Source organism: Comamonas humi, assembly GCF_054782535.1.
On sequence record NZ_BAAGSH010000007.1, the window covers coordinates 35,928 to 48,749 of the forward strand.

At 64.4% G+C, this 12,822-nt stretch carries 10 protein-coding genes and 2 tRNA genes; 7 read left to right on the plus strand and 5 right to left on the minus strand.

Annotation, left to right across the window (positions count from 1 at the left end; translation table 11 throughout):
• Nucleotides 1–23 precede the first annotated feature (23 nt).
• Genes ssuD through ACYVKR_RS07300 form a run of 3 tightly spaced genes read left to right on the plus strand, consistent with a single transcriptional unit; the run spans nt 24 to nt 2,824 of the window.
• Nucleotides 24–1,205, plus strand: a complete 1,182-nt coding sequence (gene ssuD / locus ACYVKR_RS07290) for an FMNH2-dependent alkanesulfonate monooxygenase (RefSeq protein ID WP_460480669.1) — start codon at nt 24–26, stop codon at nt 1,203–1,205.
• Nucleotides 1,202–2,047 (plus strand): ABC transporter permease, encoded by an 846-nt coding sequence (ssuC, locus tag ACYVKR_RS07295; RefSeq protein WP_460480152.1) that lies wholly within the window; start codon nt 1,202–1,204, stop codon nt 2,045–2,047. Before ssuD ends, ssuC begins: the two co-directional genes overlap by 4 nt.
• A 9-nt stretch (nt 2,048–2,056) precedes the next feature.
• Nucleotides 2,057–2,824 (plus strand): P-loop NTPase family protein, encoded by a 768-nt coding sequence (locus ACYVKR_RS07300; protein ID WP_460480153.1) that lies wholly within the window; start codon nt 2,057–2,059, stop codon nt 2,822–2,824.
• Between the two features lie 379 nt (nt 2,825–3,203).
• On the opposite strand, the gene ACYVKR_RS07305 is transcribed toward ACYVKR_RS07300, so the two are convergent.
• Together ACYVKR_RS07305 and ACYVKR_RS07310 are read right to left on the minus strand one after the other, a co-directional pair.
• Nucleotides 3,204–3,280 (minus strand) — tRNA-Arg (locus ACYVKR_RS07305).
• A gap of 14 nt (nt 3,281–3,294) precedes the next feature.
• Nucleotides 3,295–3,384: transfer RNA gene (locus ACYVKR_RS07310), tRNA-Ser, on the minus strand.
• A gap of 332 nt (nt 3,385–3,716) precedes the next feature.
• Here ACYVKR_RS07310 and ACYVKR_RS07315 point away from each other — a divergent pair.
• Entirely contained in the window at nt 3,717–4,055 is a 339-nt protein-coding gene (locus tag ACYVKR_RS07315) for an EthD domain-containing protein (protein ID WP_460480154.1), read from the plus strand.
• Between the two features lie 12 nt (nt 4,056–4,067).
• The gene (locus tag ACYVKR_RS07320) at nt 4,068–4,427 is read left to right on the plus strand and encodes a GNAT family N-acetyltransferase (RefSeq protein ID WP_460480155.1); all 360 of its coding nucleotides are present in this window, start codon (nt 4,068–4,070) and stop codon (nt 4,425–4,427) included.
• Nucleotides 4,428–4,564: 137 nt separating this feature from the next.
• Here the strand turns inward: ACYVKR_RS07320 and ACYVKR_RS07325 are convergent, their stop codons facing one another.
• On the minus strand, nt 4,565–5,035 hold the full coding sequence (locus ACYVKR_RS07325) for a YdeI/OmpD-associated family protein (RefSeq protein WP_460480156.1): 471 nt from the start codon (nt 5,033–5,035) through the stop codon (nt 4,565–4,567).
• Nucleotides 5,036–5,622: 587 nt separating this feature from the next.
• Between ACYVKR_RS07325 and ACYVKR_RS07330 the strand changes: the two genes are divergently transcribed.
• The gene (locus ACYVKR_RS07330; RefSeq protein WP_460480157.1) at nt 5,623–6,366 is read left to right on the plus strand and encodes a winged helix-turn-helix domain-containing protein; all 744 of its coding nucleotides are present in this window, start codon (nt 5,623–5,625) and stop codon (nt 6,364–6,366) included.
• A 27-nt stretch (nt 6,367–6,393) separates the two neighbouring features.
• Nucleotides 6,394–10,584, plus strand: a complete 4,191-nt coding sequence (locus ACYVKR_RS07335) for an InlB B-repeat-containing protein (RefSeq protein ID WP_460480158.1) — start codon at nt 6,394–6,396, stop codon at nt 10,582–10,584.
• A 149-nt stretch (nt 10,585–10,733) separates the two neighbouring features.
• Here the strand turns inward: ACYVKR_RS07335 and ACYVKR_RS07340 are convergent, their stop codons facing one another.
• Nucleotides 10,734–11,939, minus strand: a complete 1,206-nt coding sequence (locus ACYVKR_RS07340) for a hypothetical protein (RefSeq protein WP_460480159.1) — start codon at nt 11,937–11,939, stop codon at nt 10,734–10,736.
• A 126-nt stretch (nt 11,940–12,065) separates the two neighbouring features.
• On the minus strand, nt 12,066–12,779 hold the full coding sequence (locus tag ACYVKR_RS07345; protein WP_460480160.1) for a Crp/Fnr family transcriptional regulator: 714 nt from the start codon (nt 12,777–12,779) through the stop codon (nt 12,066–12,068).
• Between the last annotated feature and the right edge of the window lie 43 nt (nt 12,780–12,822).

Consider the following 12,822-nt stretch of genomic DNA (forward strand, 5'->3'; position numbering starts at 1 on the left):
AAAAAAGGCTTTCCATCATGACCATCCAGGTGTTCTGGTTCCTCCCCACGCACGGCGACAGCCGCTACCTCGGCAGCGCCGAGGGCGCACGCACCGTGGACCTGGCCTATCTGCAGCAGATCGCCGGCGCGGCCGACGCGCTGGGCTACGAAGGCGTGCTGATCCCCACGGGCCGCTCGTGCGAAGACCCCTGGGTGGTCGCCTCGAGCCTGATCGGCGCGACCCGGCAGCTGAAGTTCCTCGTCGCCGTGCGGCCCGGCCTGCATCAGCCCGCGCTGGCGGCGCGCATGGCGGCCACGTTCGACCGGCTCTCGGGCGGGCGGCTGCTGGTCAACCTGGTCACCGGCGGCGACCGCAGCGAGCTGGAGGGCGACGGCGTGTTCCTCGACCACGCGGCGCGCTACGAGCAGTCGGAGGAGTTCATCCGCATCTGGCGCGAGATCCTGGCGCACAGCCACCGCGGCCAGTCCTTCGACTACGACGGCAAGCACCTGCAGGTCCAGGGCGCCAAGCTGCTGTTCCCGCCGGTGCAGCGGCCCCATCCGCCAGTGTGGTTCGGCGGCTCGTCCGAGGCGGCGCACGCGCTGGCCGCCGAACAGACCGAGCGCTACCTGAGCTGGGGCGAGCCGCCCGCCGCCGTGGCGCAGAAGATCCATGACGTGCGCCAGCGCGCCGCCGCGCTGGGCCGCCAGGTCGAGTTCGGCATCCGTCTGCATGTGATCGTGCGCGAAACCGAAGAGGAAGCCTGGCGCGCGGCCGACGCGCTCATCAGCCGCGTGGACGACGCCACAGTGCAGCGCGCGCAGCAGGCCTTTGCGCACATGGATTCTGAAGGCCAGCGCCGCATGGCCGCGCTGCATGCCAAGGGCACCAGCCGCAGCCGCCAGGCCCTGGAGATCAGCCCCAACCTGTGGGCCGGCGTGGGCCTGGTGCGCAGCGGCGCGGGCACGGCGCTGGTGGGCAGCCCGCAGCAGGTGGCCGACCGCATCCGGGAGTATGCCGACCTGGGCATCGGCGCCTTCATCTTCTCGGGCTACCCGCACCTCGAGGAAGCGCACCGCTTCGCGGAGCTGGTGTTCCCGCTGCTGCCGCGCCGCGTGCGCCAGCAGCTGGGCGCCGGCGCGCTCACCGGGCTGAGCGGCCCGCTGGGCGAGGTGGTGGCGAACGTGGATGCGCCTTCGCGGCTGGTGGAGCATGCGCAATGACCCAACAAGTCCAATCCCTACCTTCCGTGCCGGCGCGGGCCATCACCGCTCCCGGCGCACTGCGCGAGCTGCGCCGCTGGGCCTCCGGGCTGCTGCCCTGGCTGGTGCCGTGGCTCGTCCCCCTGGCCCTGGCCGTGCTGTGGCAGGCGGCCTCGTCGCTGGGCTGGCTGTCCACCCGCGTGCTGCCCGCGCCGCTGGACGTGGTGCGCGCCGCCTGGCAGCTCGCCCTCTCGGGCGAGCTGTGGACGCATGTGAAGATCAGCGCCTGGCGCGCGCTGGCGGGGCTGGCGATAGGCGGCGGCCTGGGGCTACTGCTGGGCCTGCTGACCGGCTCCATCCGCTTCTTCGAGACGCTGCTCGATTCGTCCATCCAGATGGTGCGCAACATCCCGGCCCTGGCGCTGATTCCGCTGGTGATCCTGTGGTTCGGCATCGACGAGTCGGCCAAGCTGTTCCTGATCGCCGTGTCGGTGTTCTTCCCGATCTACCTCAACACCTTCCACGGCATCCGTGGCGTCGATCCGCAGCTCATCGAGATGGGCCGCACCTACGGCCTCACGCGCCGGCAGCTGTACCTGCAGGTGATCCTGCCCGGCGCGCTGCCGTCCATCCTGGTCGGGCTGCGCTTCTCGCTGGGGCTGATGTGGGTGATCCTGATCGTCGCCGAAACCATCTCGGCGCAATCGGGCATCGGCTACCTGACGATGAACGCCCGCGAGTTCCTGCAGACCGACGTGGTCCTCGTCGGCATCCTGCTGTATGCCCTGCTGGGCAAGCTGGCCGACCTGTCGGCACGCGGCCTGGAACGCTGGTGGCTGCGCTGGCACCCCGGCTACCAATGAGGAGCCCCCATGAATGCCCCTGAACGCATCCCTACCGGCGTTGCCCTGCAGGCACGCCAGCTCACCAAGCAATACGGCCCGCGCGAAGTCCTGCGGCAGTTGCAGCTGCAGATAACCCCCGGCGAATTCATCGCCATCGTCGGCCGCAGCGGCTGCGGCAAGAGCACGCTGCTGCGGCTGGTCGCCGGGCTGGAGCAGGCCTCGTCCGGCAGCCTGGCGGTCGACGGCCAGGAGATCCACGGCCTGCATGCCGACACGCGCATCATGTTCCAGGAAGCGCGCCTGCTGCCCTGGAAGAGCGTGCTCGGCAATGTGACGCTGGGCCTGCCCGAAAGCCATCAGGAACACAGCCGCGACAGGCTGGGAATGGACATGCTGGCCCAGGTGGGCCTGGCCGAGCGCGCCGATGAATGGCCCGCCCGCCTGTCCGGCGGCCAGCGCCAGCGCGTGGCCCTGGCCCGCGCGCTGGTGCACCAGCCCCGCCTGCTGCTGCTCGACGAGCCGCTGGGCGCGCTCGACGCACTCACCCGCATCGAGATGCACCGGCTCATCGAGCAACTGTGGCAGCGCCACCGCTTCACCGCGCTGCTAGTCACGCACGACGTGCAGGAAGCCGTGGCGCTGGCCGACCGCGTCGTGCTGATCGAGGCCGGCCGCATCGCGCTGGATGTAGCCATCGACCTGCCTCGCCCCCGGTCGCAGGGCGATGCCGCGTTCGCGGCGCTGGAGAAGCAGATTCTCGACAGGGTTCTGCAGAACGCCGCATCGGCGGCCTAGTGTCCTGTCGCAGAAATGCGTTTCGCAAGCCGTTCGATTTTCTGCAGAATCGAATCGGCCGCGGCACCCCACTGGAATGGACTGGCATCGGCGTTGTAGCGCTGCACGAACAACTCCATCTGCTGGCGTATCAAGCAAACTGTCGCAGTACCAGCTCAACGCTGTCGCAGGACCATTGAATGGGAGACCGCGCAAGACGCTCGGCCTCCATACCCCGTGGAGATATTCAGCGCATCTGCTGCAACGACCGGTTGAATCTGCCCTGCATGGTAGACATCTACCCTCAAAGCAGTGCGGGCTGAACTCCGGCTTTCAACGGATTTCTCTTGCAAGAAAAACGAAAAAGCCTCAGAGCATTTCTACTCTGAGGCTTGACGTTTGGTGCGGCTGGCAGGAATCGAACCCACGACCCCTTGGTTCGTAGCCAAGTACTCTATCCAGCTGAGCTACAGCCGCATTCCAACGCTGATTGGCGGAGAGGGAGGGATTCGAACCCTCGGTAGGGTCGCCCCTACGCCTGATTTCGAGTCAGGTACATTCGACCACTCTGCCACCTCTCCGCAGCGTCGAAGCTGGAATTATAGCAGGCAAATCGAGCAGGTCATAAAGAAACAAGGATTTCAATGAAATTGGCAGCTGATCCCCTATGGGAAAGCGCAAGCAGCTATAAATAAAGTAGCAAAATAGAGCATTACGCCCCAGGAGAGCATTCCCTTTCCCGACAACCAATCGGGTAAGCGACTATCAAGCCTTAGCCTAAGCTGTCAATGAGCGCCCGAAGCATGTCTACCGGTGCGGGAGCCTCAGGGACTGTCAACCACAAGATGGACATGAGCGTCGGCAGTCATGAGAATCCCTGGGCGACGATGCCGATGATGGCAAGGAGAACCGCATGATCAAGGTCAACGTGATGTACCCATACACCGAAGGCGCGCGCTTCGACCACGCCTACTACCGCGACCGGCACATGCCGATGGTGAAAGCCAGGCTGGGCAGTGCCTGCGCTTATTACACCGTGGAAAAAGGCCTGGTTGGCGGAGCACCCGGTACATCGCCTGGGACACCGCCCGCCTTCGTGGCGATGTGCGCGTTCATCTGTGATTCGGTGGCGGGCTACCAGGCCGCCATGCAGGAGCACCGCGCAGAGATCCTGGCCGACATCGCCAACTACACCGACATCGTGCCGGTGCTCCAGGTCAGCGAGGTCGTTGTCGAGCGGTCGGATCGTTGAACACACCGGGTTGTGTTCACCAATCCGGTTGGCTATGCTGCCGCCATCTCAGGCCCCGACAAACACCGAAATACGCCGACCACCATGCAATACCCCATCCAGCATCAGGAAGAGCATTCCAAAGGAGCATTCTTTGTCGAAAAGCTCGGGCAACGCATTGCCGAGATGACATACAGCCGCACGAATGCCACCATGGTCATCATCGACCACACCGAAGTGGACGAATCGCTACGTGGCGAAGGCGTAGGCCACCAGCTGCTCGATGCGCTAGTGGCTTGGGCCCGCGCAAGCGGCACTAAGGTGCTGCCGCTATGTCCCTTTGCCAAGGCGCAGTTTGGCAAGGATGCGTCGATACGCGACGTGCTGGCCTGATCAGTTGGCTGAATCGCCGCCCTCGACCCAACGAGGCAAGACGGGATCGCGCAACACTGCGCCGCCTCTCCAGGGGAACGTCCAGTCGCCGAGCACTTTGGCGCCTGGGGGGCCGACCATGGCGTGGGCACCAATCCTCAGGCGATACCGCTGCCTGAGTGCTTGGTGTGCTCGGCCTGCTCCAGTTCACTCAAGAGTTTGGCGATACGGCGCACACGGGTTGCGGGCGCCTTGGCCGCCTCAATGTCCGCAATGTGCTTGCGCCGCAGGCCAAACGGCACGCGCTCGAAGGCTGCGCGCAACGCCGGTTGCTGGTTGAGCGCAGAGGCCACATCCTCTGGCAGCTCGACCGTTCTCGGTTCAAGATCGAGTTCAAGCCGGACTTCCACCCAATCGCCCTCAGATATTGCACTGGCTTTGCGATTGGCGGCACTGATGCCAATCAAGTACATCCCTCGCATGGCAGCGACTCGGCTGCGCCAGTGATGGCCGTTGATCGTGATGGCGACGAGCGGGCGGCTGCCGGCATTCAGCTGCGCGAGGGTTGGCCCCGGCACCTCAACGCCGGTTGCGTTGCCAGAGGGAATGACCTTGGCCTTGAACTTCATGATGATGCAGCCTCACTGCTGGCCTGTGCAGCCTGACGCCTGAACGGACCTGCTTCGCGAAGCGGCGTCGGCCTGAATGCAGGATCAGGCCGCAACTGTACTACGCAACCATGATGCCCATGCCTGGGCATTTCGAATGGCGCAAGCCAGCATCATGGAGCGCCGCGCTTCGGCTGTCAGCGCATCCACGAGCTGCTGCGGCCGCAATACCCCAGGGCAAACCACAAGAAGATCCACCGGCTGCCTAACGCAGCCATTCCTACCGACCGCAAACGCCAGCAGGCCAAGCGCCTTGCGAGCGGGCTCGTGCCGTTACAACTGGTGCGCGCTGTCCATGCGGTGTGGAGCATGGATTTCGTCAGCGACAGCCTGAGCACAGGCCAGCGCATTGAGCTTCCTTGTAGAAGAGCAGATTGCTCGCTCCTCGATGTACGGGACTTGTGGCGCCGACAAGACACACTAGTTATATTTTTTCCAAATACATCAATAGATTGTATGGAAAACGTGAGTAATTGAATGTGTTTTTTGTAACATATAGATGTATAAATCAAGCAAATGTGAAATAAGAACATTCGATTTGTATATCCATGCAGGGAGACATCAGCACGAAAGGCGTGACTGCCGTGGTCGCACTCGACCCCAAGTTGCGCAAAAACCTTTGCAACGCCTTGCGGGAATCCGGATTCAGTGCATGGAGCGACTCCTCGATCAAGGACTTCTCCATCCAGAGCCTGCGCGAAAAGGCAGACCTGCTTGTCGTTGATATCGATGCCTTGCAAGCAGACGAACTGCGCCTGGCACGCCGCTTGGCCGCAGAGGGGCTGCCGATCGTCGTCGTTGCCGAACACAGCTTTGCATATGCCAGCCAATGGGCGCCATCCAGCCCCCCTTGCTATACCAAGCCAGTCGATCTGAATCGACTGGTGAATGGCGTTTGGGCGCACCTGCAATACACCCGCCTGATTCGGAAAGAGTCCAGGCCTTCGCCCTTGCCGCGATGCTGGGAGCTTGATGCCTCCAGCCATCACCTGATTGCCCCCAATCTGCAAGCCGTTGCGCTGACTTCCAGGGAGTTCGAGTTCCTGGGCTACCTGGCTGCGGCCCATGGCGGGTTGGTGGCCAAGCGCGATCTGGCTCGCGCCATAGGCATAGGCGCTGCCCTCGACGGCGGCACCCAGCGCATTGATGCACACCTGTCGAGGCTGCGCCGCAAGGTGCTTGCAAGTGTCGGCATGCCCTTGCCCGTCCATTCCGTATTTGGCCAAGGCCTGGCGTTCATTGCCGGCAGTTCACACGGTGCGACCGAAGCCGACTTCCGGCAGACCCCCTGAATTCTCACTAAGCAAGAAAGGAAAGCCATGAAAGGCTGGATACCACGGCTCCAACGGGCCGCAATCCTCTGGCGCGGCGCGGGGGGCTTGGTCCTCGGCGCAGCTGCGCTGGCGGGCAGCGGCGCAGTGGGCGCACAGACCATCACTCCCAATACCTGGAATGTCATCGGCCTGCAGGGCAACGATGTCACCAATGGGCCGGAGATCTTCCCCGTAGGGGCCCGCGTCTGTGCGCCTGCCGGCGGGCTGCCAGCCGGGTACAAGGCCAAGTTCCAGTGGATGGAGCGCGACAGTACGACGGTGCGCGCCACATCGCTGGCACCCGACCTCTCGATCGATGGCGTGACCGAGCTTGCACTTCCAGCGTTGGCCGCCAATGCCTGTCAGGATGTGTATTTCAACGTCAGGATCAACCAGGTCGTGGGCGCCTTCAGTACGCTTGCCGACACCAATTCCAGGTCGCCCTATCGCATTGCGCTCACCACCGCAGCCGATGCGGCAGTGGCGAACACACCGGTCAACCGCGAGCTCTACGTAGAAAAGCTGATCGCGCAAAACCGCAACAGCATCCTGGGCTATGACTTCAAAGCCAGCGGTGCGGCCTCGACCACGGCGGTGGCCAAGGGCGGCAGCATTACCGTCACCTCCGGCGGCATCTACGAGCTGACCATGCGGGGCCAGACGGCCACGCAGGGCTATGAGCAGCTAGAACAGTTCCTCACCCTGCCCACCAACCTGTTCCAGGTGCTCAGCGTCAAGAGCACCTACACCGCCGAGTCGGGCACCGACTCTGTGGCCACCCGCAAGCTCTATGCCGACGGCTGCAGCTGGGTCAACGACTACACCAATGCGGTGGCCTACCACACCAACCTGGCCTGCTCCGGTACCGGCAAGTATGGCGGCGGCGTGAGCGTGACCTATGTGTTCAAGGTCCTGGCCGCCCCCGGCAGCTCTTACGCAGCGCAGGGCGTGATCTACGACTACTCCGGCTCCAGCTACCACTACAACGCCGACTCGGCAACGGCGGGAGTCACCATCAATGTGAGCAACAATCCGCCGCCTCCGACAGCGGATTTGAAGGTGGTGAAAACCGGCACCCTGAGCTCCCCTGGCAACGGTGATTTCGTCGTCACGGTGACCAATAGCGGGCCGGATGGCGCGAGCAACGTGGTGGTGAATGATCTGGTGCCCAGCGGCTATACCATCAAGGGTGGCGGCAATGCGCCAGTTGCGAGCACCGGCACGTACAACCAGGGCACCGGCGTCTGGACCATCGGCAACCTGGCCAACGGAGCAAGCGCCACGTTGACCATCCATGTGCAGACCAATAACGGATCGAACCTGAACTGGGTCAATGTGGCCACCGTCAAATCGGACACGCAGGACCCGAACCCGAGCAACAACACCTCCAGCGCAGGCATGCCTCCGGCCTCTGCCGATCTGGGCCTGAACAAGCTCCTGACCTCGGGCAGCCCGATCAAGGTCGGCGATACGGTGACCTTCGCGATCAACGCCTTCAACCAAGGCCCTGATTCGGCTGCCGCCAACGTCGTGGTGTCGGACGTACTGCCCGCGGGCTTGAACTACAACGCGGCCGGTTCGAGTTGCGCAGCTGGCTGGGGAACCATCGCTTATAACTCCGGCACCCGCACCGCCACCTGCACCCGGACCACGCCTCTCGCCGTGAATGCGGCGCCCGCTCTGGCCATGACCCTGGCAGCCACCGTCCAGGCTCCCGGTGGATCGATCGCTGACGGCACGCCCTACCTGAACAGTGCGTCGATCAGCTCCGCCACCGCGGATCCGGACTCGAGCAACAACAGCGTGACCGCCAGTGCCATGCCCACCTTCGTCACCATCACGAAGACGGCGAACCAGCCCACGTACACCACGGGCACAACCGGCAGCTACACCCTGACGGTCACCAAGGTCGGCACCTCAGCCGCCCTGGGCACCATCACCGTGGCCGATGTGCTCCCCGCTGGCGTGAGCCTGAGTGGCTCTCCTGCCATCAGCGGCGGTGCAGGCTGGACCTGTTCTGACAGCACGCTGAGCTGCACCCGCACCGACGGCGGCGATTCCGCCCAGGCCTATCCTCCCATCACGGTCAACGTCAGCTTTGATTCCGTGGGGACTCCGCAGAATCTGGCCACCGTCACCGCGGTGCAAAACCCCGGCACCATCAACGAACAGGTGGTGTCCTACGACGAAACCGTCCGCCAGGTCACGGTAGGCAGTGTCATCTGGCACGTGTCGGCGACCACCTCGCCTGCTGCAGCCGGCACCACCGACTGCGCTGCGCCCGGCAAGGATGTGAATCAGGGCCAGGGTGCAACCTGCACAGCCGCGCCCGCCGGGCCCGGCTATATCTTCACCGGCTGGACGCAAACCAGCGGCAGCGCCAGCATGTGCAATCCGGCGACGAATGCCAGCTGCGCCATCGCCAACGTGATGAGCGACGTCGTACTGCAAGCCAACTTCCAATACGCGGTCACCACCGACATCACGAAGCCGGCCAACAGCAGCAGCAACATGGCCTGCAGCCCCAACCCGGTGGCACCCGGCGGCGCCGTGACCTGCACGATCAGCCCGGCACCCGGTGAAACCTTCACCTTCCCGGCTGGCTGCACCCAGGTAGGCAGCACCAACACCTGTACGGTGGCCAACATCACCGGGCCGCTGAATGTGCCGATCACCTTCACCAAGATCGACTACAGCGTCACCGCCACGGTCGCTCCCGGCGGAGCAGGCTCGGCAAGCTGCACGGCTGCCACGGTGAACTACGGCGATTCGGACTCTTGCACGGCCACGCCCGCGGGACCCGGCTACATCTTCACCGGCTGGACGAAGACCAGCGGCAGCGCCGACATGTGCAATCCGGCCACGGGTGCCAGTTGCGCCATCACCAACGTGACGAGCGACGTGGTGCTGCAGGCCAGCTTCGAGTATGTGGTCACCACCACGGTGAACAAGCCCACGGGCAGTGCAAGCACCTTCACCTGCGACAAAACCCAGGTAACCGACGGCGGCGGCACCACCTGCACGGCCGCCCCGGCACCGGGCGAGAAGTTCACCTTCCCGAACGGCTGCACGCCCATCAGCGCAACCCAGTGCACGGTGTCCAACATCACCGCTCCGCTGGACCTGCCGATCACCTTCACCATGATCGACTACAGCGTCACAGCCACGGTCGATCCGGCAAGCCCTGGGGGCAGCGGCACTGCATCCTGCTCGCCCAGTTCGGTGACCATCGGTCAGTCGAGCACCTGCACGGCTGCCGCCAATCCTGGCTACAGCTTTGTGGGATGGACTGGTGATTGCGCTTCGGCGGGCACGAACGCCTCCTGCACGCTGTCGAACATCAATACAGACAAGGCTTCCGTGGCGAAGTTCCAGGCCATTGACTACACCGTGGCAGCCACGGTCGACCCGACCAGCCCTGTCGGTAGCGGCACTGCGTCCTGCTCACCGGCCTCGGTGACCATCGATCAGTCGAGCACCTGCACGGCTGTCGCGAATCCTGGCTACAGCTTCGTGGGCTGGAGCGGTGATTGCGCTTCGGCGGGCACGAATGCCTCCTGCACGCTGTCGAGCATCAATGCGGACAAGTCGTCCGTGGCGAAGTTCCAGGCGATCGACTATACGGTTGCGGCCACGCTCGATCCGACCAGCCCTGTCGGCAGCGGCACGGCATCCTGCTCACCGGCCTCGGTGACCATCGGTCAGTCGAGCACCTGCACGGCCGCCGCCAATCCGGGCTACAGCTTTGTGGGCTGGAGCGGTGATTGCGCTTCGGCAGGCACGAATGCCGCCTGCACGCTGTCGAACATCAATGCGAACAAGGCTTCCGTGGCGAAGTTCCAGGCGATCGACTATACGGTGGCAGCCACGGTCGATCCGGCAAGCCCTGCTGGCAGCGGCACGGTGTCCTGCTCGCAGGGCACGGTGACTGCTGGCCAGTCGAGCACCTGCACGGCAACGCCCAATCCTGGCTATCGTTTCTCCGGCTGGACGGGTGACTGTTCGTCGGCTGGCGCGAATGCCTCCTGCACGTTGTCGGACATCAACGCGAACAAATCGTCCACGGCGAAGTTCGAGAAGATGGCTGCTCCTGCACCCACGCCCGTGCCCACACTCACGCAATGGGGCTTGATGCTGGCTTCCGCGTTCATGGCGGCCCTTGGCCTGTTCATGCTGCCCGGCATTCGACGTCGCTGACGCATCTCGCATATCACGCGAATGAGCAAAGGACCTGCGCAATGCGCAGGTCCTTTTTTGCTTCCGAGGAAGAAGCGATGCTCTACCCAGATTGCTACGCGCTCAAGGCTGGGGACAAGATAGATTGGCAGCCCGTGACGAAGGCCAGATCACGGCGCCCGACGCTCCATCACGCTCCCCAGCCAGCGCAGGCCCGCCGTCAGTCGCCACGACCAACTGTTCTTGAGCACCGCCACCGTCGCCTCGCGCTGGGCCTGCAGCAGTTCGGCGGTAGCCAGGCCGGTCTTCAGGTGGCGCTCCACAAAAGCCATGACCAGCGCCTGCGGCATGGGCACCGTGTCCGAGGTGGCGGCACTGGCGACCGTAGCGTCCAGTTCGGGCAGCCGGCAGAACGCCAGCGGCCGTGCCTTGCAGGTCAGCGCCAGCAGGCCATCGGCGCGTATGTCCAGCCCCTTGGGGCCGCCTTCGGCCGCGTTGACATGGTCACGCTCATAGGCCTGCCGCTCCACCACCTGTACGCGCTGGCTGGTCGGCCGCGGCCCGCGCCAGCCCTGGGAATCCGCATGGAACAGATGCAGAAACGGCTGGCCCGCGTCGGCCACCAGCAGGGTCCGGCTATCGGGCGTGAAGCACAGGCCGTGCGGGTAGTGCGTGCCCTGCAGCACGCCGACGGGTGGGCTTTCCGGTGTCAGGTCGGGGGTGTTTTCATAGATCAGCACCTCGCTCGTGCCGTGGTTGCTGATGGCGATCCAGTGCCCGTCGGGGCTGAGCGCCACGCCATCGGGGATGTCCAGCTGCTGGCGCAGCAAAATCGCCGGCCCCGAATACCAATGCCGGCCGGCCGCGTCGGGCCCACCGATGATGTGGTGGGACAGCAGGTTGACATAGTTGTGGCAGACGATGAGTTCATGCCGCCCCTGGCCCAGCGGCCGCAAGGCCACCGAACCCGGCGACGACGTGCCCTCCTCCAGGCCCAGCGCCAGGGTCTGCAGCGAGCGGCCCGACACCCGGTGTACCGCGGGCTCGCCGGATGGACGTGGCATGGCAAAGACTTCCACGGCGTCTCCGCGGTTAGCCACCACGATGCGTTCCTCGTCCAGCCAGCACAGGCCATGCGGGTACAACAGATCGGGCGATTCCAGGCGGGTGAGCTGGGTGATGAGCATGCGCTCGGGACCCTCTTGCGGGGAGTCTCCCAGTTCGAACACCCATATCAGGTTGGCCTTGAACTCCACCAATGCCACACGCCTGCCCGAGGGTGAGAACCTCACATCCTCGGTGCGGCCCAACGCCGCCAGCGCCGCTTCGATCTCTGCGCTGGCGCACTGCACCTGGATGGGTGTCGGCTCGTTCATGGTGTCAAGGTGCTCCGCGTCAATCTTCAGGTCGCATTCCAGATGCATCAGCAGGCGCGTACCCAGCGCCTGGCCAGGGATTGATGATACATCGTGTTGCAACTGGCGGCGGCGCACCGCATGCTGTCATGGCCTGGGATATACGCGCAGCCGCTCCACATCCTTGAGCCTCACGCTCCGGTAGCCCAGTTCCAGCAGGCCTTCCCGCTCCAGCGCCAGCAGCGCCTCGTTGAGGCGCGAGCGGGATACGCGGCAAAAATCCGCCAGCTCGCTTTGGGTGACGTTGAGTTGCCCCGCGTCCGGAAACGGAAAGTTCAGCGGCGTGATCAACGCTCCCAGGCACCGCGCCACGCGGCTGGTGATATTCGGGAGTTGTTGGGCGGTATTCAGCCGCATGAATTGCAGATTGCGCTCGGCCATGAGGCCTAACAGGAAGCGGCTGAACGTGGGCGATTCGCGCAGCAGGTGCTGGAATGCCTCGGCAGGCAGCGTCAGCATGGTCAGGTCGTGCAGCGCCACGGCGTCGCAATCGAAGCAGGCACCTTCGTGCAGCAGGCTGGCTTCGCCGAACCAACTGCCCGCAAAGCCGCACAGCGCTATCGAGCGGCCGTCCTCCGTGGGCACGCAGAGCTTGACCGCGCCACGCATCACCCCGACCCAGGCCGTGGGCCGCTCGCCGGCGCGCCACAGGTATTGGCCGGCATGCAGGTGACGGACCCGCAGGGAGGGCCGCACCCATTCCTCGAACAGCGGCGGGCTGACCACATGCGCCCAGATGCAGTGGTGCCACGACGCGAGCACCTGCTCTCTGCTCAGGAACGATGGGTTGGAATGTGGCATGAATGCGAATTGTTCTCAAAAGAAAAGAGTTCTCATTCTCGTT

Coding starts and splice junctions, on each gene's coding strand:
- ssuC (WP_460480152.1), top strand. CDS start 1,202: ATGACCCAACAAGTCCAATCCCTACCTTCCGTGCCGGCGCGGGCCATC.
- ACYVKR_RS07300 (WP_460480153.1), top strand. CDS start 2,057: ATGAATGCCCCTGAACGCATCCCTACCGGCGTTGCCCTGCAGGCACGC.
- ACYVKR_RS07315 (WP_460480154.1), top strand. CDS start 3,717: ATGATCAAGGTCAACGTGATGTACCCATACACCGAAGGCGCGCGCTTC.
- ACYVKR_RS07325 (WP_460480156.1), bottom strand. CDS start 5,035: ATGAAGTTCAAGGCCAAGGTCATTCCCTCTGGCAACGCAACCGGCGTT.
- ACYVKR_RS07330 (WP_460480157.1), top strand. CDS start 5,623: ATGCAGGGAGACATCAGCACGAAAGGCGTGACTGCCGTGGTCGCACTC.
- ACYVKR_RS07335 (WP_460480158.1), top strand. CDS start 6,394: ATGAAAGGCTGGATACCACGGCTCCAACGGGCCGCAATCCTCTGGCGC.
- ACYVKR_RS07340 (WP_460480159.1), bottom strand. CDS start 11,939: ATGAACGAGCCGACACCCATCCAGGTGCAGTGCGCCAGCGCAGAGATC.
- ACYVKR_RS07345 (WP_460480160.1), bottom strand. CDS start 12,779: ATGCCACATTCCAACCCATCGTTCCTGAGCAGAGAGCAGGTGCTCGCG.